The organism is Arthrobacter oryzae, from assembly GCF_037911235.1.
GTDB lineage: Bacteria > Actinomycetota > Actinomycetes > Actinomycetales > Micrococcaceae > Arthrobacter > Arthrobacter oryzae_E.
In genome coordinates, this window is sequence record NZ_JBBLYW010000009.1 from 1 (window position 1) to 26,934 (window position 26,934).

Genomic DNA, 26,934 nt, shown 5'->3' on the forward strand with positions numbered 1-26,934 from the left:
AGCTGCGGCGTGACGCGTCGCCGGAACGGGCTGCGGGCCTCGATCCCAGGCGGTCCAGAGCCTAGCATGGGAATATGTGCCGCAACATTCGGACCCTGCATAATTTTGAGCCCCATGCCACGTCGGCGGAGGTGGAGGCCGCTGCGCTGCAGTACGTGCGCAAAATCAGCGGCAGCACCAAGCCGTCCAAGGCGAACGAGGAGGCATTCAACCGCGCTGTGCACGAGATCGCCCATGCCACCCAGCACCTGCTCGATTCGCTGGTGACCCATGCCCCGGCCAGGGACCGGGATGAGGAAGCCGCCAAGGCGCGTGCCAAGGCGGCTGTCCGCTTCGGCGCCGCCTAGGCTCCGCGCCGGCCAGCTACCTGGCAGGGGAGGGCTTGCCGAAGTTGCGGAGCCGGAGTGAGTTGGCCACCACGAGCACTGAACTCGCGGCCATGGCGGCCCCGGCGATCATGGGGTTCAGCAAGCCGAGCGCCGCGACGGGAATGCCGACGGCATTGTAGAAGAATGCCCAGAACAGGTTGGTCTTGATGGTGGCCAGCGTGCGCCGGGACAGCTCAATGGCCTGCGCTACCTGCGCCAGGTCGTTGCCCATCACGGTCAGGTCCGCGGCTTCGATGGCCACGTCCGTGCCCGATCCCATGGCGATGCCGAGATCGGCCTGGGCAAGGGCCGCCGCGTCATTTACGCCGTCGCCAGCCATGGCCACGGTGGCGCCGGCGGCTTGCAGCTTACGCACGGCGTCGACCTTGCCTTCCGGCAGCACTCCCGCGAACACGTCGTCCGGAGCGATTCCGACGGCGGCGGCCACCTGCGCGGCCACCGCGGCGTTATCCCCGGTCAGCAGGATCGGCCGGAGGCCCAGCTGCTTCAGCCGCGAAATCGCTTCAGCCGAGCCCGGCTTGATGGTGTCGCGCAGGGAGACAATGCCCGCCGGCTGGCCGTCTACGGCAACCCAGATTGCGGTGGCACCGGACTCCTCGGCGGCCTGGAGCGCCTCCTGCTGTTCGGCTGTGACCGGTATGCCGTTTTCCTGCAGCCAGCCCGTCCGTCCGGCGATGACCGGCCGGCCGTCCACGCGGCCGGAAACTCCGCCTCCCGGCGCGGACCGGAACTGCTCGACGGCGGGAAGCCGGCCGCCGTCGTCGTGCCTGCGCTCTGCGGACAGCGCAGCAGCTGCAATCGCATGGGCGATGGGGTGCTCGGAAGCGGCCTCGACTGACCCGGCAAGGCGCAGCACGTCAGCGCCGCTGTGACTGCCGAAGGCCAAGGTGCCGTCGACGGCAAGGTGGCCGGTGGTCACCGTCCCCGTCTTGTCCAGCAGGATGGTGTTCACGGTGCGGGTGTCTTCGAGTACCTGCGGGCCCTTGATCAGGATCCCCAGCTGGGCGCCGCGGCCCGTGCCGGTGAGGAGGCCCACGGGAGTGGCCAGGCCCAGGGCGCAGGGGCAGGCGATGACCAGGACCGCCACGGCGGCGGTGAAGGCCGCGCGCAGCTCGGCATCCGTGATGGCCGGCCCGGCGACCAGGAGCCACACCCCGAAGGTGACTGCGGCGATGGCCAGCACAATCGGAACGAACACCGCGCTGATGCGGTCCGCGAGGCGTGCAATGGGTGCTTTTCCGGTTTGGGCCTGGGAAACCAGGCGGGCCATCTGTGCCAGCGTGGTTTCGGAGCCAACCCGGGTGGCGCGGACCAGGAGGCGGCCGGAGGTGTTGATGGTGGCGCCTGTGACCGGGCTGTCGGGACCCACCTCGACGGGCACCGACTCACCTGTGACCAGGGAGGTGTCCACCGCGGAGGCGCCGTCGATCACCACGCCGTCCGTGGCGATCTTCTCGCCGGGGCGGACCACCATGACGTCGCCCACGGCCAGCTGCTCGGCCGGAATCCTGAGTTCGGTTCCGTCGGCCAGCACCGTGGCGTCCTTCGCCCCCAGGTTCAGCAGCGCCTTCAGGGCGTCACCGGCCTTCTGCTTCGCGTTGGCTTCAAGATAGCGGCCCAAAAGCAGGAAAGTGGTGACCACGGCGGCCACCTCGAAGTAGAGGCCCCCCGTGCCCATCTCCATGCCTGGATGTTCGGTCATGCGGGGATCGGCCAGCAACTGCCAGGCGGAGAACAGGTAGGCGGCTATGACGCCGATGGAAACCAGGGTGTCCATGGTGGAGGCAAAGTGCCGGGCGTTGATGGCGGCGGCGCGGTGGAACGGCCAGGCCGCCCACGTGACCACGGGCAAGGCCAGAACTCCTGCAACCCAGCCCCAGTCGGCGAACTGGAACGCCGGGAGCATCGAGATTGCGAACACCGGGACGGTGAGGATGGCGGCGACGATGAGCCGCGGTTTAAGTGGGGCAGCGGCGCCGCCGTGGGCCATGTGGTCACCAGCCGCGGCACCACCGGCGACATGCTCTGCATGCTCGCTCGTGTCTCGCTTTGACGCATGCTGCCGCATGCCCCCGGCGTCGCCGCTTGCGGGCAGTGCGCCGGAGCCGGTGGTTGAGCCGGTCGAAACCTCGGCGGGGGAGGTTTCGCGGCCGGCCACTCGACTTGGATAGCGCGGCGGGCGGACCTTTGCTTTGTAGCCTGCGGCTTCGACGGTGGCCGTGATTTGTTCGTCGGTGATTCCCGCCGGGACCGTGACCTGGGCTGACTCAAGCGGCAGGTTCACCGAGGCCTCCACGCCCTCGAGCTTGCCGAGTTTGCGTTCCACCCGGCCCACGCAGGAAGCGCAGGTCATGCCTTCGATGTCGAGTTCAATAACCCGGGTTCCCGGCTGGTGCAGCAGTTGCTCGTTACTCACGGAATGTCCTCGATGTCAGTTTCGGTTTCGCGGGGGCATGGGGCGGCAGCCGGCTCAGGCTTCGTTGGCCACCACCAGGTAGCCGGCCTCAGCCACGGCTTCACCGATTTCGGAGCGGGAGAGTGCCTTGTCGGAGGTGATGGTCACGGTGGAAATGCCGCCTGCGTTCAAGTCGACGTCGACCGCTTCCACGCCTTCCAGGGCCTCGAGTTCTTCGCTGACGGAGGACACGCAGTGTCCGCAGGTCATGCCGGACACGTTCACGGTGGTGGATACGGGGCTCATGGTTTTGCTCCTCTTTGTTTCGGCGCTGCCGATGGTGCCGGTTTGATCCGGTTGGATCATCCGTAGGGTGTGGTGGCTGCCGTTACCGCAGCAGGCGCCCGATGGCATCGGTGGCCTCCTTGACCTTGAAATCGATGGCTTCCGCGCGGAGTGCCGGGTCGGGTTCCGAGGCGGCACCAATGACGCAATGGCCGATGTGCTCTTCTACGAGGCCAAGGCTCACGGCGTGCAGGGCCTTGTTCACGGCGGCAACCTGGGTGAGGATGTCGATGCAGTACTTGTCCTCATCCACCATCCGGGCGATGCCCCGCACCTGGCCTTCAATGCGCTTGAGCCGCAGCAGGTAGGCCTCCTTGTTCGAGGTGTAGCCATGTTGGGGTGCGGTTTCGGCGTCCCCGGTCCGGGCGGCGGCGTTTTCTGGCGAGTCCATGCCTTCAACGTATACCCCTCAGGGGTATAAAGCAAGTACCCCTAGGGGGTATCCCTATGGTTGCTGTTGAGGCTGCTGCCGATGCCGAGCAGCGATGTGGCGGCGACCGCCGCGGCGAGAACTCCCAGTCCCACGGGCAGCGCTGATGCTGTGGCAACGGCACCCACCAGAAGGGGGCCGCCGGCATCGCCAAGCTCCCTTCCCAGCTCAGCTGACCCCATGGTCCGGCCGAGCCTCTCAGGCGGTGTGGTGGCCGCCAGGTGCGCGAAGCCCAGCGGTGTGGCGGTGCCGATCCCCACGCCGATGGCCGCCGCGGCGGCGAAGATAGTGGCCGGCCCGGGAAACAGGGCGACGCCGGCGATCCCAGCCGCCGTCAGCAGCAACCCTGCAGTCATGCCGGGACCGTCGTGCAGCCGGCCCTGATCACGCAGCCGGCCAATCCAAGGTTGGGTAGCAGCGGAAGCCAGCGCCAGCAGGCTGACCGCGGCCACGGCGGCCACCGGATCCAGGCCGTGCCGCGTGGCCAGCGCGGGGAGGAAGCCGATGGCTGTGCCCAGGGCTCCGGTTGCTGCTGCCAGAACGAGGGTGGGGACCAGGAAGCTGCGGTGCGTGACCTGGCCGGCAAGGTCCAGCAGCGTGTATCGGGGCCGGGGCAAGGGGTCCAGCCGCGGCAGTGCCACCATCGCCCACATCGCGGTGGCCGCGGCGAGAACGGCCAGGGCGGCAAAGAGGAAGGTGAAGCCGCCAAAGAAGATCAGCGCCGCCCCGATCAGCGGCCCCGCAACGTAACCCAGGCTTTTCCACGATCCGTAGCGGCCGAAATACGTTCCTGCGTTGCGGCCGGCGAGCCGCGCCACCATTGCCGAGGAGGCCGGCGAAAAGGCTGAGGCTGCCGCACCTTGGCCGATCCGGGCGAGGCCGAGCATCAGGGGGTTCGCGCCCCACAACCCGATCAGCGACATGAGGGCAAAAGCGAAGAGCCCCGCCACCACCACGGGCTTGGTCCCGATGCGGTCACTCAGTGCTCCGAAAACGGGTTTGAGCACCACCTCCGCAAGGTCATAAACGGCGAGGAGGATCCCCAGATTGAGGAGGCTCAGCCCGATGTCACCGCTGTGGGCTCCCATTCCGGCGGCGATGCTGTGTGCGCCGAAGGCTGTGACAAAGCCGGCTGCGTAGAGCGGCGCAGTGACGGCGGGTGCCGCGGTGGGCGTGTGGCTTGGCGCTGTGGTCACGGGGCGGCTCCTGGCAGACGGCTGGACATTAAAAAGCTCCGGAGTGCGTTATTGGGGGATACGCACTCCGGAGCAGCTTATGGGGCAGGTCCAACATCTTCCTGCGAAATTCAGCTTACTTGGCGCTAGCCGTGAACGCCACCACCTTGAATAACTACTTTCGCTTTACTTTTATAGGGCCTTTCGTCCCTCATTTGTTCCCTCTTTTCCAGCGTGCTTTGCGGCGTGTCCTCACGGCCCCGTGCCGTGGCCAAAGCTCAGCTGGGTGGCATGGAAGTCGAAGTGCTGAATGGGGTAGGCATAGACATCCGCCAATGACATCCACGGGGTGAAGAACGGGTCCCAGCGGTCCGGAAAGGACATGCCCCGCCCCATCGCCGCAGCCGTCTCGCGTCCCATCCGCCGCTCGAGGCTGCGCGTGACCCGCAGGAGCTTTGCCGCCATCCTCCTGCGGTTGAAGAATCTGGCCGCAGCCTTGGACCCCAGGTAATTGACGACGTCGAACGGTGCGGTTCCGGCGTTGAGGATCCATGCAAACGCCCGGCTGAAAGGCCTCGGCAGCACTCCGAAAAAGCGGACCAGGGGCAGCAGGGCCTGCACCACCATGTAGCCGAAAACCATATGGAACAGCAGTTCCTCATTGGTCCAGCGGGTGCCGGCGCTGAGGCGGCGGAGGTCCGCGTCGGACGCGGCGGCCAGCCATCGTTCGAGTTCCCTGCAATTGCGCTCGTACCCGTGCTGAACGGTGCCCGGAGCGGCAGTCACGCGGGCATGTCCCGGTGGGCGCCCAAGTGGGCGGGGACCACCAGGACGGGACGGTCCTGGTGGTGGGTCAGCCACGCAGCCACGGAACCGTTGAGGGCTGCCGAGAGGCGGTGCCCCAGTCCGCGCTCCGGCGTTCCCACGATGATCATGGAAGCGTTGGCCTCCGCCGCCATTCGACCCAGGGCGCGGGCAGGGTCGCCGGACAGGATCCGCAATGTCCACTCCACCGACTTCGCGGCGCTGGCGGCGCCCACCATGGCGCGGAGGTCTTCGTTCACGGCGCGGATTTCGGCGTCGTCCTTGTCCGGGTGCAGGGACATCCGGTGCGCCGACCGCGCCGGGTCCCACTCGACCAGGTAGCTGGCCTCGTCCACGTAGGCGCACAGCAGGGGCACGCCCAACTTCTCTGCGAGGCCGGTGGCCGCCTGCAGCACCTCCGGGTGCTGGCCGGGCAGCACGCCGACCACCAAGGGGGGCGGGCCGCTGAAGCGTTCAGGAGACATACTCCATTGTGGCCCCGCCGGCATTGCTTGAACAGCAAAGCCGGGCCGTCAGGTCACCGGAAGGTGCCTGGTTCGGGTCGTGCACCACGGCCCTTGTGCCCTTGTACACCCCCTTGCCTCGGAATAACGTTGAGGCATAGGGAGAGGTGGTCCGCGGTGGAAATCTACATGTGGTGGCTTGATCTGGATCTGGCCAGCAAGGAATGGCTGCGCGAAAACCTGCGTGCGGATGAATTGCCGTTGTTCGTGCTGCAAGGGATTGCCGAGGCCGGCGGCCCGCATCCGGACACCGCCACCGGGGTCCTCACGCGTGCGGACTGGGACTTCATCGAGACCCAGTCTGAATTCGTGGACTGACTTTTCGCGGCCAACAATGCCGCGCCGAAACCATTGCAGCCTCCGCGCCGGAGTGGTTGCATGGGGTGCATGGCCACCGAAGAGAGTTATGTCCTAGCGATCGGAACCAAAAAAGGGCTGTGGCTGGCGACCAGCCAGGACCGGCAGACATGGTCCATGTCCGGCCCCCATTTTCTGATGAGCGAAGTCCCCAGCATCGGCATCGACACCCGCAACGGGCGTACCCGGATCATGGTGGGTGTCCGCTCCGAGCACTGGGGACCTACCGTTGCACACTCGGACGACCTCGGCGCGACCTGGACCGAGCCGGAACAGGGCGCCATCAAGTTCCCCGAGGGTGCGGACGCCGCCGTGGAGCGCATCTGGCAGATCTACCCCGACGCAGAATCCCGTCCGGGCGTGGTCTGGGCCGGGGCCGAACCCATCTCTGTCTGGAAATCCACTGACGGCGGCGAACACTTCGAACTGAACCGCGGGCTGTGGGACCATCCGCACCGCAGCGAGTGGGGCGCCGGGTACGGCGGAGCGGCCGCACACTCGATCGTTGTCAATCCGTCCGGGGACAACGTGCATGTGGCCATGAGCACGGGCGGCGTATACCGCTCGCTCGACGGCGGAACCTCCTGGGAACCCCGGAACAAGGGCATTTCGGCGTACTTCATGCCGGATCCCAACCCGGAATTCGGCCAGTGCGTGCACAAGATCGCTGCGGATTCCGCCGTCGAGGGCCGCCTCTACGCCCAAAACCACCACGGCGTGTACCGCACGGATGACAACGGCGAGAACTGGGAATCAATTGCGGAGGGCCTGCCGGCCGATTTCGGCTTCGTGATGCTGACCCATCCACGGCGGGCCGGCACCGCGTGGGTGATCCCGCTGAAGGCCGACGGCGAACGCATCCCGCCCGACGGCAAGCTGGCCGTGCACCGGACGGACGATGCCGGGAAGACCTGGAAACGCCTGGATTCCGGGCTGCCGCAGGGCGAATACAACGCGGTGCTCCGTGACGCTGCCTCGGTGGATTCCGCAGAACCGGCCGGGGTGTACTTCGGAACGCGCGGTGGCTCGGTCTACGCCAGCCCGGACGAGGGTGAGCACTTCACCGAAGTGGTGTCACATCTGCCGGATGTCCTGTGTGTCCGCGCCGCCGTGGTATCCGCGGCTCTGGTGCCAGACGCTCCGGTGCCCGCTTGAGGGTCCGTTGTGGCTGACATCAGCGTGGTACTGCCCAGTGTCCTCCAGCCGCTCGCCGGCGGGCAGTCCATCCTGACTACACCCGCCGACGGGGCGGTGACTGTGGGGTTCTTGCTGGACTCGCTGGCAGGGGACTATCCCGTGCTTGCGAGGCGGTTGAGGGATGAAACCGGAGCCCTCCGCCGCTACGTGAATATTTACGTGAACGGGGACGAGGTCCGGCGCTTGCAGGGACTGGAAACTGAAGTGGCTGCCGGCCAGGAAGTGGTGATCATCCAGTCCGTGGCCGGCGGCTGAAGGGCTCAGGCTACTCGCCAGATACTGCACTCGTCCGAATTGATCGCCTTGCGCATCCCGGTCTGGCGGTCCATGATCCATACGACGCCGATGCCCGGCGCAGTTTCCTGCACGCGGCCCCGGCGGATCACTACGTCGTCATAGCTGGGACCCACCGAGAGGCGGGCTTCAATCTCGTCGCCGCGGTGCAGCTGATCCAGGGCGCGAACGCGGGTCACATGGGCTTTGGCTTCCTTCAACATGGCGAGGGCCTCCTGAGCTGGAGCTTGTGCCTGCATTTGCCGGCACATCCAGTGTGCTGCGCCATTGTTGCCGCCGCGTTTCATGCCGGTAATGGGCGCGTTAGTTTTCCGCGCCTCCACTGTTTCCGCTCCCGGCGCGCCTCGCTGGTGGCCACGCGTGGGGCCACCAGCGAACCGTCCCGTGTCAGTCCAGCAGTCCCTCGAAAGCATGGTCCAGGGCGAGGCGGACGGCGCCCACCAGGGCCGAGTGGTCGCCAAGGGTGGAGGCCGCCAGCCTGGGCCGGGCGGAATTGAGCCGGTGTAGCTGGTGTTCCAAAGCCGGGAGCAGGACGTCCCCTGCCCCCGCCGGTCCGCCGGCCAGCACCAGGAGTTCCGGGTCCAGCAAGGTGCTGACGACGGCGGCAACGCGGGCAGTGCGCTCCATTACCAGGGTGATGACCTCGACGGCGGCCGGGTCTCCGCGCCGGGCCGCTTCGACCACGATTTCGGCGGTCATGCCGCCAGGGTTACCTCCGGACAGTACGACCAGGGCGCTGGCGTCCGGATCTTCGTCCCGCTCGCCCGCAATGATTTCGGCTGCGGCGACCGCGCCGCTGCTGAGCGGTGAGCGCGGCGAGTATGCGCTGGCCAACGGCGAGGACGCCCTGCCGTACCTGCAGACCATGCATTCGGCTGCCAATGCCGGCTTCATGATTCCGGAACAGGTCTGGGACTCGGAGGAGCCCACCTCCTACGGCCACGAACTGGGACGCAGCACCGGTTCCGCCTCGTCGCTGTCCTGGGCGATGGCCCAGTACGTGAGGCTCGCGGCCGGCGTGGACAACGGCTCCCCGGTGGAAAGGCCGGCGAATGTGGCCGCCCGCTACGCCTCCGGCGCCACCTTCTCTACGCCGGAACTGGACCTGTCCAGCCCGGCTGCCCTGTCAACCGCGGACGCCGCCAGCACAACCGTCGCCGGCACCACTAACGCTTCCAGGGTGTACGTTTCCGTGAACGGCACCGTTACCGAGGCGCCGGTCACGGCCGGTGCGGACGGCGTCGGATCCTTCTCGCTCGATGTTCCGCTGACCGGTGCGAAGAACAAGATCGTCGTGGCGGGAGTGGCCGCGGACGGAGGCACTGCCCAGGAAGAAACCACCGTGCTTTACTACGGCACCCGCCTCGGAGCCCTCGCGGACCCCAGCGGTGACGACAACGGTCCCGGCAGCTACACCTACCCCACCAACCCCGCCTACGTGCCCGGCGCCTTCGACCTCACCGGAGTGGAAGTGTACGACGCCGGCGAGAACTACGCGTTCGTCACCACCATCGCCGGGGAGGTCACCAACCCCTGGGGTGGCCAGGGCATCTCGCACCAGCGGGTGAACATCTACCTGGGAACCGGCGCGGGCGGCTCCACCCCCGGCCTGCCCGGCACCAACATCAATGTTGAGCACGGATGGGATTCCGTGATCGTCACCGACGGCCGCTTCGACGGAGCCGGTGTCTTCTCGCCCGACGGCACGCGGACGTCTGCAGTGAGCCTGCTGGCCGTCCCCGAGGCCCGGCAGATTGTCACCCGCGTGCCCAAGGCGGCACTGGGCAGCCTGGATCCGGCAACTGCGCGGATGTCCGTGGCGATGTTCGGGAACGCCGAGGCAGGCGAAGGGACCGGCAATGTCCGCCCGGTGTACGACGGCGACTACTGGGCAGCCGGCGATCCGTCCTGGATCAAGGAATGGCGCTTCGGCGGAGGCGCCGGAGTCTTCGACGGCGGCCTGGACTCCCGGGACACCGACACCAGGGACCCCAACGCCCTGGACGTTATTGTGGGCGAAGGCCAGAGCCAGGCCGCCGTCCTCGACTGGCGGGCGGGATCGCCGGTGGTGGTCCCGATGGTGGGACTGACGAATTAGCGCCCGGCAGCTCCGCAACCATCAGCGCGACGCCGGCGTTCCTCCGACAAGGGGGCGCGCCGGCGTCGTGCCTTGCTGCGTCAGATCCGCTTGTCGCCGGGACGCTGGATCCTGAACCAGCGGTAGCCGTAGCGTTCCAGCTCCAGTTCAAAGCCGCCGTCGTCCGCCAAGGCGACGTTTTCGCCGTCGAGCAGGTCCAGCAGGATGGCACCGCCGAACGTCTCCTTGGGGTCTTCCGGGGAAACAACCTTTGCCGTGACTGAGGCCGGCTGCGCGGCCATGTTGTGGGCCAGGACCAGCGTTGAACCGGCGCGGGTGCAGCTGTGCAGCAGCACCCCTGGGTTGGCCTGCTTGATGAGCTCGAAGTCGCCCCAGGCGAGCTCCGGGCTCTCCCGGTAGCGCCGGATGAGGGTGGCGATGAAATTCCACAGCGAGTCAGGGTCCCGGACGGCCTGGGCGGCGTTGATGTTCTTGGGTCCGAAGTAGCCCTCAACCACCTGCGCCACCAGCTTGTCCGCCGGGGCGGTGGAGAATCCGCCGTTATCGGTGTCATTCCACTGCATGGGGGACCGCACGGCCGACCGGCCCTCGGCGCGCAGGTCCTCACCCATGCCGATTTCCTCGCCGTAGAAAAGGACCGGTGTTCCGGGCAGGGAGAACATCAGCGAGTAGACCATGCGGATCCGGGCGGGATCGCCGTCGAGCATCGGGGGCAAGCGGCGCCGGAGCCCGCGGCCGTACATCTGCATGTCCGGATCCGCGCCGAAGGCGGCAAAGACTTCGGCCCGCTCCTCATCGCTGAGCTTGTCAAGCGTCAGCTCGTCGTGGTTGCGGACGAACATGGCCCACTGGTTGTCCGGATGGATGGCAGGCCTGCCGGCGAGGGTCTTGGCCAACGGGCGGGCATCCTCCCGGGCAAGGGAAAGGTACAGGTTCTGCATGCTCAGGAAGTCGAACTGCATGTTCAGCTCATTGCCTTCCGGCCCGCCAAAGTACTTCACCTGCTCCTTGTAGGGGAGGTTGACCTCGCCCAGGAGCACAGCACTCCCGTTGCGCCTGTTCAGGAAGCTGCGCAGCGCAGCCAGGTAGTCATGCGGATCGATCTTCGCCGCATCCTCCTTGGACACGCCCTGCAGCTCCAGGAAAAACGGCACGGCATCCAGCCGGAACCCGTCCAGCCCCATCTGCAGCCAGAAACCCATGGACTTGGCGATCTCGTCCCGGACCTTCGGGTTGGCGACGTTCAGGTCCGGCTGGTGTTTGGCGAACATGTGCAGGTACCACTCGCCGGTGGCCTTGTCCTGGGTCCAGATGGACGTTTCCTCGCCCGGGAACACCACCTGTTCCGACGTGTCCGGGGGAGTGTCCTTCCGCCACACGTAGTAGTCCCGGTAGGGGTTGTCTATGGATTTCCGGGATTCCTTGAACCAAGGGTGCTTGTCCGAGGTGTGGTTGATGACGAAGTCCGCGATCACCCGCATTCCCCGGTCCTTGGCTGTCCGGATGAACTCCACCACGTCGCCCATGGTGCCCAGGCGCGGATCCACGCCGTACATGTCGGTGATGTCGTAGCCGTCGTCCCGGTCCGGCGAGGGGTAGAAGGGCATGAGCCAGATGCACGTGACCCCCAGCGCGGCCAGGTAGTCCACGCGCTGGGTCAGGCCGCCGAAATCCCCGGTGCCGTCGCCGTCGTTGTCGAAAAAGGTTTCCGGATCGAGGCAGTAAACCACGGCGTTCTTCCACCACAGATCGGACGTCTCGGCGATCCTCATGCCGTCACCGCCCGGGTCCGGTCGCCAGCCCGGAGCCGGGGGAGGACGTGTTCGGCGAACGCCTCAATGAAGGGTTTCTGTTCCTGGCCCACGAAGTGCAGGTACAGCTCATCGAAGCCCAGGTCCGCGTATTCCTGCAGCCAGGTGGCGTGCTGTTCCAGGCTGGAAGAGATATTGACTGCCCTGCGGACCTGGTCCTCGCCGACGTCGGTGCTGACGCCGTCGAAGTGGGCTGCGGTGGGCAGGTCCCAGGGGATGGGCGGTGCGAAGACGTTGGAGCGCCACTGGTCCAGGGCAATCGAAACCGCGTCTTCCTCCCGCGGTGCCCAGGACAGGTGGATCTGCAGCACGGCCTTGCCCCTGCCCCCGTTGTCCCGGTAGGCGGCGAGCATTTCCCTTAGCTTCGCGTGGGGCTGGTTGACGGTAACCAGGCCGTCCGCCCAGACCGCTGCGCGCCGGGCGGTCTGCACGCTGATGGCGGGGGCGATCAGCGGCGGCTTGGTTTCCGGAACGTCCCACAGCCGTGCCTGTTCCACAGTGACCAGGCCGTGGTGGGTCACCTCCTCGCCGTTGTGGAGGCGGCGGATGACGTCCACGCACTCCTCCAGGCGCTGCTGGCGCGTTTCCTTCGCCGGCCATGCATCGCCCGTGATGTGCTCATTCATGTTCTCCCCGCTGCCCGGAGCCATCCAGAACCGCCCGGGGAACATGTCCGCCAGGGTGGCCGAGGCGTGCGCGATGATCGCGGGGTGGTAGCGCTGGCCCGGTGCGGTGACCACACCAAAACGGAGTGAGGTGGTGGCCAGTGCGGCCCCCAGCCATGACCAGGCGAAACCGGAGTGGCCCTGGCGCGCGGACCAGGGCTCGATGTGGTCCGAGCACATGGCGGCGTCGAAGCCCGCCTGCTCGGCTAGTTGGACGTCCTGGAGCAGTCGGGCGGGGCTGATCTGTTCATGCGATGCGTGAAAACCGATAGTTGCCATCGTTAATGTCTACCGGCGGGGAGTGCGTGTGTCGAGCAAAGCACCGGCGGAGCCGGATCTTTCTGCATAGACTCTAGCCAGTACCGACTCGGACAGCGATGACGCTGGAAAGGGAGTGGCGGGTGAAGTTAGGCATTGTGCGGGAACACCGCGAGGGCGAGCGGCGGGTGGCTGCTACACCGGAAACGGTGCAGCAGCTGATCGGCCTGGGGCTTGAGGTCCTGGTGGAATCCGGGGCGGGAACCGCGGCCGGCCACAGTGACGGCTCCTACGTCCGGGCCGGAGCACGGATCGTCCCCGAACTGGATCCCGGATCACTCGATGTCCTCGCCCACGTGCGGCCGCTGGAACCGGCGACGGCGGCGGCATTGCGCCGCGGTGCCGTCACCGCGGGCCTCGCCTCACCGTCGTCCGAACTGCCCACTGTCCGGGCGCTGGCCGCCGCGGGGGTCACCTCCTTCGCGCTCGAACTGGTGCCCCGGATCTCCCGGGCCCAGTCGATGGACGCACTGTCCTCCCAGGCCCTCGTGGCAGGCTACCGCTGCGTGCTGGAAGCTGCCATCCGCCTGCCCCGCTTCTTCCCGCTGTTCATGACGGCCGCCGGGACCATCCCGCCGGCGCGCGTGCTGGTGCTCGGCGTCGGCGTGGCCGGGCTGCAGGCCATCGGCACGGCAAAACGGCTGGGCGCCCGGGTGTCCGCGAACGACATCCGGCCCGCCTCGGCGGACGAGGTCGCCTCGATGGGCGGCACCTTCATCAAGCTTGACCTGGAGACGGCCGAGGCCTCCGGCGGTTACGCGCGGGAGTTGAGCGCTGACCGCGGCGCCCTGCAGCGGCAGTTGCTGGCGCCGTACGTGGCCCAGGCGGACGTGCTGATTACGACGGCGGCTGTCCCCGGCAGGCGGGCCCCGCTCCTGGTGAGCCGGGAAATGGTGCAGGGCATGCGTCCCGGCTCCGTGGTGGTGGACCTCGCCGCGGAGTCCGGCGGCAACGTGGAGGGGTCGGTTCCCGGGCAGGACATCGCGGTGGAGACCGCCGACGGCCAGGGCACCGTAACTCTGGTTGGAATGCAGGACGCCGCTTCCGCCATGCCGTCCGACGCCTCCCGGCTGTATGCCAAGAACGTGGCCAACCTGCTGGCCCTGGTGGTCCGGGACGGAACCTTGGTCCTGGACTTCGGCGACGAAGTGGTGGCAGGCACCTGCCTGACGCACGACGGCGAGGTGCGGCATGCGCCCACCGCGGACGCCCTGGCCGTACCCGCCAACCGCGCATCCGACAACGAGGGGGTGGCCTGATGGACGGCATCAGCCTGCTCACGATCACCGTACTGGCGGTCTTCGTGGGCTTCGAAGTGGTCTCGAAAGTGTCCAGCACGCTCCACACACCGCTCATGTCCGGGGCCAACGCTATCCACGGCATCATCCTGGTGGGTGCCATCATCGTGGCCGGCCAGGCCGGGAACCCGTGGGTCCTCGCCGTCGCGCTGCTCGCCGTGGTGCTGGCCACTGCGAACCTGGTGGGCGGATTCGTGGTGACCGACCGCATGCTGGAGATGTTCCGCGGGCGCGGGGACGGGAAGGGGCCGCGATGAGCATCCTGGACCCGACCTGGACGGGCATCCTTTACCTGCTGGCGGCAGTGTTGTTCATCCTGGCGCTCATGGGCCTGAACTCGCCGCGCACTGCCCGCCGCGGCAACCTTGTGGGCGCGGCGGGTGCCGTGCTGGGCGTGGCCACCGTGTTCCTTTCCGCGCGGCTGGACAATATTCCGTGGATCCTCGGCGCGATTGCCGTGGGCTCCGCGGTGGCTGCTCCGGTGGCCCGCCGCGTCAAGATGACCCAGATGCCGCAGCTCGTTGCCGCGTTCAACGGCGTGGGCGGCGGCGCCGCTGCGCTCGTGGCACTGCTGGAACTCGGGCACACGGCGGACGCCTGGGTCCGCCTGGCGATCGCCTTCACCCTGCTGGTGGGTGCCGTGTCCTTCGCCGGCTCCGCCGTCACCTTCGCCAAGCTCCAGGAACTCATGACCACCCGCCCGGTGGTTTTCCCGGGGCTTCCCGTGATCATGGCAGCGGTGCTGCTGGCGGCGGTGGGTGCCGGCGTCGCCGTCGTCCTGACCGGTTTACTGCCGCTGGCACTGGTGCTCCTGGTGCTGGGACTCGCCGCGGGCATCTTCCTGGTGCTGCCCGTGGGCGGCGCGGACGTCCCGATCGTCATCTCGCTGTTGAACGCCTTCACCGGCCTGGCCGTCGCGGCCTCGGGCCTGGTGCTGGGCAACGTGCTGCTGCTGGTGGCCGGCACCCTGGTGGGAGCCTCCGGTACCATCCTGACCCGGGCCATGGCTGCCGCCATGGGCCGCAGCGTGGCGGGCATCCTGTTCGGGGCTTTCCGGGGAGGCTCGACGGCGGGCTCCACCGCGGTCAGTGAGCGTCCGGTGCGCTCCTCCAGCGCGGAGGACGTGGCCGTGCTGCTGGGCTACGCGCAGCGCGTGATCATTGTTCCCGGCTACGGACTGGCCGTGGCCCAGGGCCAGCACACCGCCGCGGAACTGGCCAAGGCCCTGCAGCTGCGCGGAATCCAGGTGGACTTTGCCATCCATCCCGTGGCCGGCCGCATGCCGGGGCACATGAACGTGCTCCTGGCCGAAGCCAACGTGCCGTACGAGGAACTGAAGGAAATGACCGAGATCAACTCGGAATTCAAGACCGCCGACGTTGCCCTGGTGGTGGGCGCCAACGACGTGGTGAATCCGGCGGCCAAGACGTCCTCCGGTTCGCCCATCTACGGCATGCCGATCCTGGAAGTGGCCGACGCCCGGCAGGTGGTGTTCCTCAAGCGGTCCATGCGGCCGGGCTTCGCCGGGATCGAGAATGAACTGCTGTACGAGCCGCAGACCACCCTGTTGTTCGGTGATGCGAAAGACTCGCTGACCAAGGTACTGGGGGCTGTCAAGGCCCTGTAGCTGCGCAGGTCCGCCCCGCCGGGACGTGCGCCGGGGGTGGTGCGAAGCGGACCGCCGGGCAAGAATGGGCGTTATGCAACTGCCGGTGATGCCCCCGATCGCGCCCATGCTCGCCAAATCCGTCAGCGGCCTGCCCGAAGTCCCGGACTCCGGCCCGAAGTGGAGCTTTGAACCCAAATGGGACGGCTTCCGGTCCATCATCTTCAGGGACGGCGACGAGGTGGAAATCGGCAGCCGCAACGGCAAGCCCATGACCCGTTACTTCCCCGAGGTCGTGGAGGCGCTCAAGGAAAACCTCCCGCCGCGGTGCGTGGTCGATGGCGAAATCGTCCTGGTGGGCGCTTCCGGCGACCGGCTGGACTTCGATGCGCTCCAGCAGCGGATCCACCCGGCGGCCAGCCGGGTGAAGCTCCTCGCGGCACAGACACCCGCTCGGTTCGTGGCCTTCGACCTGCTGGCCCTGGGTGACGAGGATGTTACCGGGCGGCCGTTCTCCGAGCGGCGCAGCATGCTGGAGAAGGCACTCGCCGGCAGTTCCGCGCCCGTCCACCTGACCGCCGCCACCCTGGACAACGCCACCGCGCAGCAGTGGTTCCACCAGTTCGAGGGAGCCGGCCTCGACGGGATCGTGGCCAAGGCACTGGACGGCGCTTACTTGCCGGACAAACGCGTCATGCTCAAGGTCAAGCACGAGCGCACCGCGGACTGCGTGCTGGCCGGCTACCGCGTGCACACCAGCGGACCGGACCGGATCGGGTCCCTGCTGCTCGGGTTGTATGACGGCGACGGCAAGCTGGCCAGTGTGGGGGTGGTGGGCGCGTTCCCGATGCAGCGCCGCAAAGAGCTGTTCGAGGAACTCCAGCCGCTGGTGACGGATTTCGACGGCCACCCTTGGGCCTGGGCCAAGCAGGAGGAGGGGAGCCGGACGCCGCGCAACGCCGAAGGCAGCCGGTGGAGCGCCGGCAAGGACCTGTCCTTCGTCCCGCTCCGCCCCGAACGGGTGTTGGAAGTGAAGTACGACCACATGGAAGGTGAACGGTTCCGCCACACCGCCCAGTTTGTCCGCTGGCGGCCGGACCGGGACCCGGAATCCTGCACCTACGACCAGCTGGAAGAGCCGGTGAAGTACAACCTCGCCGAGGTGCTCGCCACCTGACCTTTGTTTGAGCCTCCTGGTTAAACACCGGCGGCCCGCCCCCGGGAGGGGACGGGCCGCCGTCGTATATTGCGCGTTTACTTGAGGCCGAGCTCGCGGGTGGGAGTCTTGAAGGACTCCTTGGCCGTGAGGGCAGAGATTGCCGAAATACCGCAGATAACTGCCGTGAAGATGCTGATCTGGACCCAGCCGCCGGGCTTGATGCCGCCCATGGCAGCCACGATCGCCGGGGCAAAGCCGGCCATCAGGAAGCCGAGCTGGGTGCCGATGGCCAGGCCGGAGAACCTGACCCTGGTGCTGAACATTTCGGCGTAAAAGGACGGCCAGACGGCGTTGGAGGCTGCGTAGCCGAAGGAGAAGAAGCCGATGGCGGCCAGGAACATCAGCGGGACGCTGCCGGATTCAAGGCTGAGCAGGAAGACCGGCGTCAGGATGGCGCTGGCTACGGCGCCGTAGATGAAGACGGGCTTGCGGCCGATCTTGTCCGACAGCATGCCGAACAGCGGCTGGGTGCCGAGGGCCACGAGGTTGGCGCCCACCACGAGCCACAGGGTGGTGGTGCCGTCGACGCCGGCCACGGTCTTGGCGTAGCTGATGGCCAGGGTGCCGAACACGGTGGACACGGCGGCGATGAAGGCGCAGGCCACCACGCGGAGGACGTCGCGCCAGTGGTGCTTCAGGAGGTCGGCAACAGGCAATTTTGAGATGGCGGCGGACTTCTGGGCTTCGGCGAATGCCGGCGGTTCGTGCAGGGTGCGGCGGATGAAGAAGGCTACCAGGACCACCACGGCGCTGAGCCAGAACGGGACGCGCCAGCCGATGCCGTACTTGATCTCATCGGGCAGGGCGAGCACCGGGATGAAGACGAGGGCGGCGAGGATCTGGCCGCCCTGGGTGCCCGTGAGGGTCCAGGAGGTGAAGAAGGAGCGGCGGTTGTCCGGGGCGTGCTCCAAGGTCATGGAGGACGCGCCGGCCTGCTCGCCGGCTGCGGAGAGGCCCTGGCACAGCCGGGCGAGCACCAGCAGGGCCGGAGCCCACCAGCCCACCGTGTTGAAGTCGGGGAGGCAGCCGATGAGGAAGGTGGAGGCTCCCATCAGCACCAGGGTGAACATCAGGACCTTCTGCCGGCCCACGCGGTCGCCGAAGTGGCCCAGGATGACGGCGCCGATCGGGCGTGCCACGTAGGCGAAGCCGAACGTGGCGAAGGACATGATGGCGGCGTTGGCATCAGCATTGGGGAAAAACACGTGCGGGAAGATCAGCGCTGCGGCGGAACCGAAGATGAAGAAGTCGTAGTACTCGACGGCGCTTCCCAGGAAGCTGGCGAGGGCTGCCTTCTTCGGGGTCCCGGCCGGTGCAACGGTGCCCGGCGTCGTGGACGGGAGTGTCTGGCTCATGGTGTTCCTTTGTGTGACGACATTGTCGCGGATGGATCAGGATTTTCGCAGCTGCCGCGCGTCGGGCCTCAGGCTCCGTGTTTGCCTCAGGTTCGCGGCGGCGGCTGGTGGTCCGTGTGAAGACCCGGACGAGTAGCCACATGGTGGGAGCTACTTGTGCGATATAGCAATGATGACTGTGAGGGCTGTCACTTGTCAAGAAAAACAATCACCATCTAGAAATAGCTCTCACGATGTGGCAACATCGAGGTATGAGTGTGAAACAAACCACAGAGCTTGAAGGCGGCGCTGCGACGGCCGGGCCCACGGCGGAAAGTGCGGCGGAGGGTGCGGCGGAACCTGTGAAGCCGCCGAAGGCGGCCAAGGAAGACTCCCGTACGGACATGGTGGGCAAGGCCCTGGGCCTTCTTGTCCTGCTGGGTGATGAGCCGCGGGGAGCCAGCGCCGCGGAGTTGTCCCGCCGCGCGGAGCTGCCGTTCAGTACCACGTACCGGCTGCTTGGTTCGCTGACGCGCGACGGTTTTGTGGACTATGAGCCGGACGGCCGCCGCTACCACCTGGGCCTGCGCGTCTTCCAATTGGGCCAGCGGGTATCCAACCACCACGGATTTGCCGGCACGGCACTGCCTATCCTTCGACGGGTCACCGATAAGACCGGGGAGGCCACCATCCTCTCCGTCCGGGACGGCAACCACCACCTCACCGTCAATAAGGTGGACGGCCCGCAGACGTTCCGCGTCACGAGCGATCCGGGTCATCTCGGCGCGCTGCACACCACCTCGGTGGGCAAGGCGCTGGTTGCTTTTGCCGAGGATGCCGAGAGGGGGCGCCTGGTGGAGGAGCTGGAGCTGGAGCCGCTGACGGAATTTTCCATCACGGACCGGGAGGCCTTCCGGGCCGAGATCGACCAGGTCCGCCGCCGCGGTTATGCCGTCATGGATGAGGAAAACGAGCTGGGCATGCGCGCCGTGGCCGTCCCCGTCTTCAATGCCCAGGGCTACGCCTTCGCATCCCTGGCCACGGCGGTTCCGGTCTTCCGGCTCAGCCTGGAGGACCTGGTGGCCCTTGTGCCGGTACTGCAGGAAGCCGCGGCCGAACTGGCCGCAAGACTCCCGCAGCGATGAGGCGCTGCACCCTCGTTGCCTGCCGCCGTCGTCACGCTTTGTTCGCGATAAGAACAATAGTGCAACATGTGAACATTTCCTGTACTGTAATCCCTATCACCCGGCGAGCAGCCGGCGCCCAGTGCGTCCCGGCAAGCCGAGTGCCGTTGTCAAAGGAGCTAAACGGATGAGCAATCGAGCAGAGTCCTTTCTGGTGGGCCTCGTAGGCGATGGCGTGATGCCCTCGCTCACGCCCCCCATGCACGAACGCGAAGGCGACGTGCAGGGCCTGCGGTACCTCTACCGCCCCATCGACCTGCTGGAGCTGGGCCTGCCGGGTGAATCCGTGGGAGAGCTCCTGCAGAGCGCCCACCGCCTCGGCTTCAACGGGCTGAACATCACCCACCCGTGCAAGCAGCTGGTCCTGGACCACCTCGATGAAATTTCGCCGGACGCCCGCCGCCTCGGCGCAGTCAACACCGTGACCATCCGGGACGGTCGCTTCATTGGCCACAACACGGACTTCTCCGGCTTCGCGGCCGCCCTTGCCTCGGGCCTCCCCGGCGCAAAGCTTGACCGCGTGGTCCAGCTGGGCGCCGGCGGTGCCGGTTCCGCCGTCGCATATGCCCTGCTCACCGCCGGCGTCCGCCACCTTGACCTTGTGGACACGGACGCCGCCCGCTGTGCCGCGCGCGCCGCCGAACTGGCCGGGTTCTTCCCGGACAGCACCGTCACGGCACGCACGACGGCGGAACTGCCGCAGCTGATGCCCCTCGCCGACGGTCTGGTGCACTGCACCCCCGTAGGCATGGCCGCGCACCCGGGCGTGCCGCTGGACCTCTCCCTGCTCGAATCCCGGCACTGGGTGGCGGACATTGTCTACCGCCCGATCGAAACCGAACTGGTCCGCGAAGCCCGTGCCAAGGGCTGCGAGGTGCTGGACGGCGGCCGCATGGCCGTTGGCCAGGCAGCGGACGCCTTCAGGATCTTCACGGGGCTGGAAGCGGATGCCGACCGCATGCGCTCCCACTTCCTGGAACTCGTGGCCGCCGAAGAGGTGGCTGCCTGATGCGCACCGGAATCGCCACCGTGTGCCTGTCCGGCACGCTGAAGGAAAAAATGCAGGCCTGCGCCATTGCCGGCTTCGACGGAATCGAAATCTTCGAGCAGGACCTGGTCACCTCGTCCCTCAGCCCGGAGGACGTCCGTAGGATGGCCGCTGACCTGGGCCTGACGCTGGACCTCTACCAGCCGTTCCGCGACTTCGACAGCGTTCCCGAGGACTTCCTCGCCGCTAACCTCCGCCGCGCGGAAGCCAAGTTCAAGCTGATGTCCCGCCTGGGCATGGACACGATCCTGGTCTGCTCCAACGTTGGCACGGCCACGATTGACGACGACTCCCTGCGCGCAGAACAGCTGGGACGGCTGGCCGCACTCGCCGGGGACCATGGCGTGAAGGTGGCCTACGAGGCGCTGGCCTGGGGCAAGTACGTCAACGACTACGAGCACGCCCACCGCCTCGTGGAAACCGTGGACCACCCGAACCTGGGAACCTGCCTGGACTCCTTCCACATCCTTTCCCGCGACTGGGACACGGCGCCCATCGAAAGGTTCAGCGCGGACAAGATCTTCTTCGTCCAGGTGGCCGACGCCCCGAAGCTGTCCATGGACGTGCTGTCCTGGAGCCGCCACTACCGGGTCTTCCCCGGCGAGGGCCAGTTTGAGCTCGCAAAGTTCATGGGCCACGTGGTCCGCGCGGGATACACCGGGCCGGTGTCGCTGGAAGTCTTCAACGACGTCTTCCGCCAGTCCGACGTCGAACGCACCGCCGTGGACGCCATGCGCTCACTGATCTGGCTGGAGGAGCAGAGCGCCAAGTGGCTGGATACCAACGCCTCCACTCCTGGAGGAGGATCAGCGGACACGGCCGCCGGCCGCCGTCGCTATCCCATGGAACTTGCCACCCTCCCGCAGGTGGCCGAACCGGCAGGGTTCAATTTCGCCGAGGTCAAAGCCGCTGATACCGCAGGTCTCGAGACGGTGCTGGGCCAGCTGGGATTTGAATTCAACGGCAGACACCGCACCAAAGACGTGCAATTGTGGAGCATGGGCCACGCACGCGTGATCATCAACGAGGCATCCGTGGACGCCGGGGACTCTTCACCCGCGATTGCCGCCCTCGGCTTCGACGTCGATTCGCCCGTGATTGCCGCCGCACGCGCCCAGCAGCTCAAAGCGCCGGCCGTGCCCCGCAAGAGCCAGGCCAACGAAGAGGTGTTCCAGGGCTTCGCGGCGCCGGATTCCACCGAGATCTTCCTCTGCCAGGGCAGTCCGGACGGCACCGCCGCCTGGACCCGCGAGTTTGGCGAAGGGCTGGAGGTCCCGGCCGCCGGCGGCCGCAGCGCGGTGATCGACCACGTGAACCTTGCGCAGCCGTGGCAGCACTTTGATGAAGCCGTCCTCTTCTACACCAGTGCCCTGGCCCTCGAGCCGCAGCCGTTCGCAGAAGTGCCGAGCCCCAGCGGACTGGTGCGGTCGCAGGTGATGCTGACGGCGGACCGCGCGGTCCGCCTGGTCCTGAACCTTGCCCCCGTGATCCAGCAGGACGGCGCGGAGGCGGGAACAGCCCACCGCAAGACCTACCAGGAGCACATCGCCTTCGCCGTGGACGACCTGGTGGAGACAGCCCGCGCAGCACGCGACCGGGGACTGGATTTCCTGCGGATCCCGGCCAATTACTACGAGGACCTGGACGCGCGGTTCGACCTCGACCCCGCCTTCCTGGCCACGCTCCGGGAACTGAACCTGCTGTACGACCGCGACGCCGTCGGCGAGTTCCTGCACTTCTACACCGCCACCGTGGGCAGCGTGTTCTTCGAAATGGTGGAACGCCGCGGCGGTTACGACGGCTATGGTGCGCCCAACGCGCCGGTGCGGCACGCCGTCCAGTACGACCACCTGCACCAGCTAAGCCGCTCCACCTGACCAGACCAGACCAACCACACCACAACCAACACCACCAACTGAAAGGAGGCTGCTGTGCCTGAAGACATCAACCTTGAAATTTTCAATGCCGACCCCATCACCGAAGACGTGTCGGACGCGGCGCCCCAGGCCGGAACCGAAGCCGCACCCAAGACCTATGCGCCGCTTGACGCCGCTGCGGAATCGCAGGCGGACCTCAGCGCCGAGATGAAGTCGATCGGCGAAGCGTATGCGAAAGCGCTCAAGGACGGGGCCAAGGCGGAAATCCAGCCCCGGCTGGACTACGCACCGTACCGCAGCAGCGTCCTGCGCCACCCGACCAAGGACCTGCACCACGCGGATCCGGAAACCATCGAACTGTACTCACCGGCCTTCGGCCACATGGATGTACATGCGCTGGAATCGGACCTGACCATCCAGCACAACGGTGAGCCCCTGGGTGAACGCATCCTCGTCTCGGGCCGCGTGCTCGACGGCGACGGCCGTCCCGTGGCCGGACAGCTCGTGGAGATCTGGCAGGCCAACTCGGCCGGCCGCTACATCCACAAGCGGGACCAGCATCCCGCCCCGCTTGACCCCAATTTCACCGGCGTGGGCCGCTGCATCACCGGCGCCGACGGCTCCTACAGTTTCACCACCATCAAGCCCGGCGCGTACCCGTGGAAGAACCACCTCAACGCCTGGCGCCCTGCGCACATCCACTTCTCGCTGTTCGGGCAGGAATTCACCCAGCGCATCGTCACCCAGATGTACTTCCCGGGTGACCAGCTCTTCCCGCTGGACCCCATCTACCAGTCCATCGTGGACCAGGATGCCCGCGACCGCCTGGTGGCCAGCTACGACCACGACCTGACCAAGCCCGAGTGGGCGCTCGGCTACAAGTGGGACATTGTCCTGACGGGCTCCAAGCGGACTTGGACCGAAAACGAAGCCTTCGGTACAGCAGGCGACGATAATGAATAGGCAGGAGAGTAGTCGGATGAGCAACCCCACCAAACTGACCCCCACCCCCGGGCAGACCGTTGGCCCCTTCTACGGCTACGCGCTCCCGTACGAGAAGGACCGAGAACTGCTGGCTCCGGGTTCACCAGGCTCCATCCGCCTGCAGGGCACCGTGTACGACGGCGCCGGACACCCCATCCCGGACGCGATCCTGGAAATCTGGCAGCCGGATTCCGAGGGCAACGTCGTGCACCGGACCGGTTCGATGGTCCGGGACGGTTACACCTTCACCGGCTTCGGCCGCAGCGCCGTGGGCAACACCGGCGTGTACACCTTCACCACGGTTAATCCCGGCCCCACCGAGCCCGGCTCGGCGGCCTTCATTTCCGTGGCCGTGTTTGCCCGCGGCCTGATGAACCGCCTCTTCACCCGCGTGTACCTGCCGGAGAACGAGGAAGCGCTGGCCGCCGATCCGCTGCTGTCGTCCCTGGACGCGGAACGCCGCAGCACGCTGATTGCCCGCCGCGATGCGGACGGCGGACTCACCTGGGACATCCGGCTGCAGGGCGAGGGCGAAACCGTGTTCCTCGACTTCGAGGGTGCGGCTGCCGGGGGCGCCGCGCAGTGATTGATTCCCACCTGTCCGAGGGCGACGTCGGCCTCCTCAGTCCCGTGTCGGCGTCGCCCGTTGTGGCGGCGCTGACGGGGGACCGGGCGGTCCTCACGGCGATCCTCGCCGTCGAGGCCGGCTGGGCTTCGGTGCTGGAGAAGGCCGGCCTCGCACCTGCCGGCTCCGCCGCCATCGTGGATGCCGCCGCGGACGTGGACCGCTATGACGTGGCCGGCATCGCCGTCCGCGCGCAGGGCGGTGCCAACCCGGTCATCCCGCTGCTGGCTGACCTCCGCGCGGAGGTCAAGGCACTGGACACGGACGGCGTGGGCGCAGTGAGGGCGGTGCATACCTCGCTGACCAGCCAGGACGTGCTGGACTCGGCGCTGATGCTCCTGGCAAGGAATGCCGTAACAGCGCTCGTCATTGACCTTCGCGGGATCACGACGGCGCTGGCAGCCCTTGCGGAGCAGCATGCGGACACGCTGTGCGTCGGCAGGAGCCTGACGCAGCATTCGCTGCCGTTTACGTTCGGGCTCAAAGCGGCGCAGTGGTTCCACGGACTGGCCGCTGCCGCGCGGCGCCTTGAAACTGCCGAGCTGCCGCTGCAGACGGGCGGCGCCGCCGGAACGCTTGCGGCAGCGACAGCGCTGACAAAGGACTCGGTGGACACACCTTTCGACCTTTCGGGGAACCTGGCCGCGCACCTTGGCCTCGCGGCAACACCGGGTCCATGGCACACCAACCGGCTGGCCGTCACGGCGCTCGGCGACGCGCTGACGGCGGTGACGGACGCGCTGGGCAAGATCGCCGGCGACGTGCTGTTCCTCAGCCGGCCGGAAGTGGGCGAGCTCGCCGAACCCCGGGCCGCCGGGCGCGGAGTTTCGTCGGCCATGCCGCAGAAGCAAAACCCTGTGTTGTCCGTGCTGGTCCGCAGCGCCGCACTGCAGGCCCCGAACCTGGCCGCGCAGCTCCACCTGGCGGCGGCCAACTTCAACGATGAACGTCCCGACGGCGCCTGGCACAGCGAGTGGCCGGCCTTCCGGCAGTTGCTCCGCCTGGCGCTCGGCTCGGCCGGGCACCTGCGTGAGCTCGCCGAAGGCCTGCAGGTCTTCCCTGAGGCCATGCGCCGCAACCTGGAACTGTCGGGTCCGCTGCTGCTCAGTGAAGGAGTGTCCGCCGCCGTGGCGCCACTGCTGGAAGAGCGGGACGGCCACACCGGCAAGCAGCAACTCCAGGACGTGGTGGACCGGACCCTCCAGGCTCCGCCCGCGGAGCAGGCCGCTACGTACCGCCGCCTCCTGCGCCAAGCGGTCCCGGTCAATGCCCTTCCGGACGAACGGCTGGAAGAGCTCCTGGACCCGGCGAGCTACCTTGGGCAGGCCGGCGAAATTAACCGCCGCATCCTGGCCACCTTCCCCGACTTTGCGACCATTCCCACCGAAACAGACCCGAACGGAGACCCCCGTGGCTAGACCAACAGTCAAGGCAGTACTGCTCTCCCCCCAGCGACCGCTGGGGGACAAGCCCCTGCTGGTGGTGGGCCCGTCACTGGGGACGTCCTCACTGCTGTGGACCCAGGCCGGCGCCCTGCTCGGGACCGACTACGACGTCGTCGCCTGGGACCTGCCCGGCCACGGCGTGTCACCGGCCGCGAAGGAAACGTTCGACGTCGCCGAACTGGCTGACGCCGTCGTCGACCTTGTTGATTCCATCGCCCCGGGTGAGCGGTTCCACTACGCGGGCGTGTCCCTTGGCGGGGCCACCGGGCTGCAGCTGGGCATCAAGCACGGCGAACGCCTGAAGAGCTTGTCGGTGCAGTGCACCGGTGCCAAGATCGGCACGCCCGAAGGCTGGCTGGAGCGCGCGGAGACCGTCCGCACCCAGGGCACGCCCGTGATGATCCAGGGTTCGGCGCAGCGCTGGTTCGCGCCCGGCTTCATGGATCGCGAGCCGGAGCTCAGCGGCCGGCTCCTGCACTCCCTGCGCGATGCCGACCGTTTCAGCTACGCCTTCTGCTGCGAAGCCCTGGCCGGCTTCGACGTCCGCGCCGAGCTGGGCAGCATCCGTGTTCCCACCCAGGCGGTGGCCGGCGCGGAGGACTCTGTTGCGCCGCCGTCGTTTGCCCAGGAGATCGTCGAAGGAATCACCGCCGGCGGCGGGACGGCAAATGCCGTGACACTGGAGGGAGTGGCACACCTGGCTCCGTTCGAGGCGCCCGCCCATGTTGCCGAACTTCTGCGGGGCCTCATTACCTGGAGCGAAACCAGCGGAGCGGCCAAATGAGCGGCGCTGAGACCTCCGGCAGGGCACCCGCCGGCCCGGAACGGAACGGTGTAGTGCAGCCGGACGCCACCAGCCAGGAAATCTACGACGGCGGCATGGTGGTGCGCCGCGAGGTGCTGGGCGCCGCGCACGTTGACCGCGCCAACGCCAACAAGGACTCCTTCACCGAGGACTTCCAGGACATGATCACCCGCATTGCGTGGGGCGGCATCTGGACGCGGCCGGGCCTGACCCGGCAGATGCGTTCCGCCGTCACCATCACCGCCATGGTGGCGCACGGGCACTGGGAAGAACTGGCCATGCACATCCGCGCAGCCATCACCAACGGCCTGAGCAGGGACGACATCAAGGAGATCTTGCTGCAGACCGCCATCTACTGCGGGGTTCCCTCCGCGAACACCGCCTTCAAGACCGCGCAGCAAGTTTTTAGAGAAATGGATGCCGCAGCAATGGACAACGCTGCAGACACCCCCGCCACCCCCACTTCGCCCAACTAGCTCGCAGTTAACGTCGTGAAAGACGAGTTTCACGACATTAACTGCTACCCAGTTGGGGCCCGCCAGAAACAAAGGAATAGTTATGAATCAGGCTTTTGTGTACGACGCCGTGCGCACCCCGTTCGGGAAGTTCGGCTCCGGTTTGGCCGCAGTCCGTCCGGATGACCTTGCGGCGCATGTGATCGGTGAGATCGTCAAGCGTGCTCCCGGTTTGGATCCGGAGCGGATTGA

Annotated in this window: 28 protein-coding genes and 1 pseudogene; 18 read left to right on the plus strand and 11 right to left on the minus strand. The window is 67.2% G+C overall.

All coding sequences use genetic code 11. From position 1 onward, the window contains the following. Positions 1-74 precede the first annotated feature (74 nt). Positions 75-347 (plus strand): DUF2277 domain-containing protein, encoded by a 273-nt coding sequence (locus tag WMN78_RS02870; protein ID WP_340531910.1) that lies wholly within the window; start codon positions 75-77, stop codon positions 345-347. A gap of 16 nt (positions 348-363) precedes the next feature. Here WMN78_RS02870 and WMN78_RS02875 read toward each other — a convergent pair whose 3' ends face one another. From WMN78_RS02875 to WMN78_RS02900, 6 genes are all read right to left on the minus strand, one after another. After that, positions 364-2,805, minus strand: coding sequence for a heavy metal translocating P-type ATPase (locus WMN78_RS02875; protein ID WP_340531911.1), 2,442 nt, complete (start codon positions 2,803-2,805; stop codon positions 364-366). A 54-nt stretch (positions 2,806-2,859) separates the two neighbouring features. Further along, a complete protein-coding gene (locus tag WMN78_RS02880) occupies positions 2,860-3,090 on the minus strand; it encodes a heavy-metal-associated domain-containing protein (RefSeq protein ID WP_305942864.1) in 231 nt (76 codons plus the stop codon). 82 nt (positions 3,091-3,172) lie between these two features. Continuing rightward, entirely contained in the window at positions 3,173-3,520 is a 348-nt protein-coding gene (locus tag WMN78_RS02885; protein WP_340531912.1) for a metal-sensitive transcriptional regulator, read from the minus strand. A 41-nt stretch (positions 3,521-3,561) separates the two neighbouring features. Next, on the minus strand, positions 3,562-4,755 hold the full coding sequence (locus WMN78_RS02890) for an MFS transporter (RefSeq protein WP_340531914.1): 1,194 nt from the start codon (positions 4,753-4,755) through the stop codon (positions 3,562-3,564). Positions 4,756-4,986: 231 nt separating this feature from the next. Continuing rightward, entirely contained in the window at positions 4,987-5,520 is a 534-nt protein-coding gene (locus tag WMN78_RS02895; protein WP_340531915.1) for a DinB family protein, read from the minus strand. After that, positions 5,517-6,023, minus strand: coding sequence for a universal stress protein (locus WMN78_RS02900; RefSeq protein WP_340531916.1), 507 nt, complete (start codon positions 6,021-6,023; stop codon positions 5,517-5,519). Before WMN78_RS02900 ends, WMN78_RS02895 begins: the two co-directional genes overlap by 4 nt. Positions 6,024-6,179: 156 nt before the next feature. Between WMN78_RS02900 and WMN78_RS02905 the strand changes: the two genes are divergently transcribed. The 3 genes from WMN78_RS02905 to WMN78_RS02915 are packed head-to-tail and all read left to right on the plus strand — an operon-like array spanning position 6,180 to position 7,871. After that, positions 6,180-6,380, plus strand: coding sequence for a hypothetical protein (locus WMN78_RS02905; protein WP_340531917.1), 201 nt, complete (start codon positions 6,180-6,182; stop codon positions 6,378-6,380). 60 nt (positions 6,381-6,440) lie between these two features. Next, a complete protein-coding gene (locus tag WMN78_RS02910) occupies positions 6,441-7,574 on the plus strand; it encodes an exo-alpha-sialidase (protein ID WP_340531918.1) in 1,134 nt (377 codons plus the stop codon). A gap of 9 nt (positions 7,575-7,583) precedes the next feature. Beyond that, entirely contained in the window at positions 7,584-7,871 is a 288-nt protein-coding gene (locus tag WMN78_RS02915) for a MoaD/ThiS family protein (RefSeq protein WP_340531919.1), read from the plus strand. 5 nt (positions 7,872-7,876) lie between these two features. On the opposite strand, the gene WMN78_RS02920 is transcribed toward WMN78_RS02915, so the two are convergent. Together WMN78_RS02920 and WMN78_RS02925 are read right to left on the minus strand one after the other, a co-directional pair. Continuing rightward, the gene (locus WMN78_RS02920; RefSeq protein WP_209741870.1) at positions 7,877-8,113 is read right to left on the minus strand and encodes a hypothetical protein; all 237 of its coding nucleotides are present in this window, start codon (positions 8,111-8,113) and stop codon (positions 7,877-7,879) included. Between the two features lie 184 nt (positions 8,114-8,297). Further along, positions 8,298-8,777 (minus strand): ROK family protein, encoded by a 480-nt coding sequence (locus WMN78_RS02925; RefSeq protein ID WP_340531920.1) that lies wholly within the window; start codon positions 8,775-8,777, stop codon positions 8,298-8,300. Here WMN78_RS02925 and WMN78_RS02930 point away from each other — a divergent pair. Then, complete coding sequence (locus WMN78_RS02930) at positions 8,680-10,008, plus strand: glucodextranase DOMON-like domain-containing protein (protein WP_340531921.1); 1,329 nt, start codon at positions 8,680-8,682, stop codon at positions 10,006-10,008. The two genes, WMN78_RS02925 and WMN78_RS02930, sit on opposite strands and share 98 nt — an antisense overlap. An 80-nt stretch (positions 10,009-10,088) precedes the next feature. Here WMN78_RS02930 and WMN78_RS02935 read toward each other — a convergent pair whose 3' ends face one another. Further along, complete coding sequence (locus WMN78_RS02935) at positions 10,089-11,780, minus strand: alpha-amylase family protein (RefSeq protein ID WP_340531923.1); 1,692 nt, start codon at positions 11,778-11,780, stop codon at positions 10,089-10,091. Beyond that, entirely contained in the window at positions 11,777-12,763 is a 987-nt protein-coding gene (locus tag WMN78_RS02940; protein ID WP_340531924.1) for a TIGR03885 family FMN-dependent LLM class oxidoreductase, read from the minus strand. The genes WMN78_RS02935 and WMN78_RS02940 overlap by 4 nt, the downstream gene beginning before the upstream one ends. Before the next feature lie 122 nt (positions 12,764-12,885). Here WMN78_RS02940 and WMN78_RS02945 point away from each other — a divergent pair, with 122 nt between their 5' ends. The 4 genes from WMN78_RS02945 (at position 12,886) to WMN78_RS02960 (ending at position 16,883) form a co-directional block, all read left to right on the plus strand. After that, positions 12,886-14,061: a Re/Si-specific NAD(P)(+) transhydrogenase subunit alpha gene (locus WMN78_RS02945; RefSeq protein ID WP_340531925.1), complete on the plus strand. Its 1,176-nt coding sequence runs from the start codon at positions 12,886-12,888 to the stop codon at positions 14,059-14,061. Next, positions 14,061-14,357 carry an NAD(P) transhydrogenase subunit alpha gene (locus WMN78_RS02950; RefSeq protein WP_340531926.1) on the plus strand — a complete coding sequence of 99 codons (297 nt, stop codon included), beginning with the start codon at positions 14,061-14,063 and terminating at the stop codon, positions 14,355-14,357. The genes WMN78_RS02945 and WMN78_RS02950 overlap by 1 nt, the downstream gene beginning before the upstream one ends. After that, positions 14,354-15,727, plus strand: a complete 1,374-nt coding sequence (locus tag WMN78_RS02955) for an NAD(P)(+) transhydrogenase (Re/Si-specific) subunit beta (protein ID WP_340531928.1) — start codon at positions 14,354-14,356, stop codon at positions 15,725-15,727. Before WMN78_RS02950 ends, WMN78_RS02955 begins: the two co-directional genes overlap by 4 nt. 73 nt (positions 15,728-15,800) lie before the next feature. Continuing rightward, a complete protein-coding gene (locus WMN78_RS02960; protein ID WP_340531929.1) occupies positions 15,801-16,883 on the plus strand; it encodes an ATP-dependent DNA ligase in 1,083 nt (360 codons plus the stop codon). Positions 16,884-16,960: 77 nt separating this feature from the next. Here WMN78_RS02960 and WMN78_RS02965 read toward each other — a convergent pair whose 3' ends face one another. Continuing rightward, positions 16,961-18,280, minus strand: coding sequence for an MFS transporter (locus tag WMN78_RS02965; protein ID WP_340531930.1), 1,320 nt, complete (start codon positions 18,278-18,280; stop codon positions 16,961-16,963). Between the two features lie 251 nt (positions 18,281-18,531). Here WMN78_RS02965 and WMN78_RS02970 point away from each other — a divergent pair, with 251 nt between their 5' ends. From WMN78_RS02970 to WMN78_RS03010, 9 genes and pseudogenes are all read left to right on the plus strand, one after another. Next, complete coding sequence (locus tag WMN78_RS02970; protein ID WP_425341105.1) at positions 18,532-19,404, plus strand: IclR family transcriptional regulator; 873 nt, start codon at positions 18,532-18,534, stop codon at positions 19,402-19,404. A gap of 166 nt (positions 19,405-19,570) precedes the next feature. Further along, positions 19,571-20,452, plus strand: a complete 882-nt coding sequence (locus tag WMN78_RS02975; protein WP_340531931.1) for a shikimate dehydrogenase — start codon at positions 19,571-19,573, stop codon at positions 20,450-20,452. Continuing rightward, complete coding sequence (locus WMN78_RS02980; protein ID WP_340531932.1) at positions 20,452-22,368, plus strand: bifunctional sugar phosphate isomerase/epimerase/4-hydroxyphenylpyruvate dioxygenase family protein; 1,917 nt, start codon at positions 20,452-20,454, stop codon at positions 22,366-22,368. Before WMN78_RS02975 ends, WMN78_RS02980 begins: the two co-directional genes overlap by 1 nt. A 54-nt stretch (positions 22,369-22,422) precedes the next feature. After that, positions 22,423-23,331 (plus strand): protocatechuate 3,4-dioxygenase subunit beta, encoded by a 909-nt coding sequence (gene pcaH, locus WMN78_RS02985; RefSeq protein WP_340531933.1) that lies wholly within the window; start codon positions 22,423-22,425, stop codon positions 23,329-23,331. A 16-nt stretch (positions 23,332-23,347) separates the two neighbouring features. Next, positions 23,348-23,938 carry a protocatechuate 3,4-dioxygenase subunit alpha gene (pcaG, locus tag WMN78_RS02990; RefSeq protein ID WP_340531934.1) on the plus strand — a complete coding sequence of 197 codons (591 nt, stop codon included), beginning with the start codon at positions 23,348-23,350 and terminating at the stop codon, positions 23,936-23,938. After that, entirely contained in the window at positions 23,935-25,395 is a 1,461-nt protein-coding gene (locus tag WMN78_RS02995) for a lyase family protein (protein ID WP_340531935.1), read from the plus strand. The genes pcaG and WMN78_RS02995 overlap by 4 nt, the downstream gene beginning before the upstream one ends. Further along, positions 25,388-26,206 (plus strand): alpha/beta fold hydrolase, encoded by an 819-nt coding sequence (locus tag WMN78_RS03000; RefSeq protein WP_340531936.1) that lies wholly within the window; start codon positions 25,388-25,390, stop codon positions 26,204-26,206. Before WMN78_RS02995 ends, WMN78_RS03000 begins: the two co-directional genes overlap by 8 nt. Then, positions 26,203-26,703 (plus strand): 4-carboxymuconolactone decarboxylase, encoded by a 501-nt coding sequence (gene pcaC / locus WMN78_RS03005; protein ID WP_340531937.1) that lies wholly within the window; start codon positions 26,203-26,205, stop codon positions 26,701-26,703. Before WMN78_RS03000 ends, pcaC begins: the two co-directional genes overlap by 4 nt. Before the next feature lie 82 nt (positions 26,704-26,785). Next, positions 26,786-26,934 (plus strand): annotated as a pseudogene (locus tag WMN78_RS03010) (3-oxoadipyl-CoA thiolase); the annotation flags it as partial.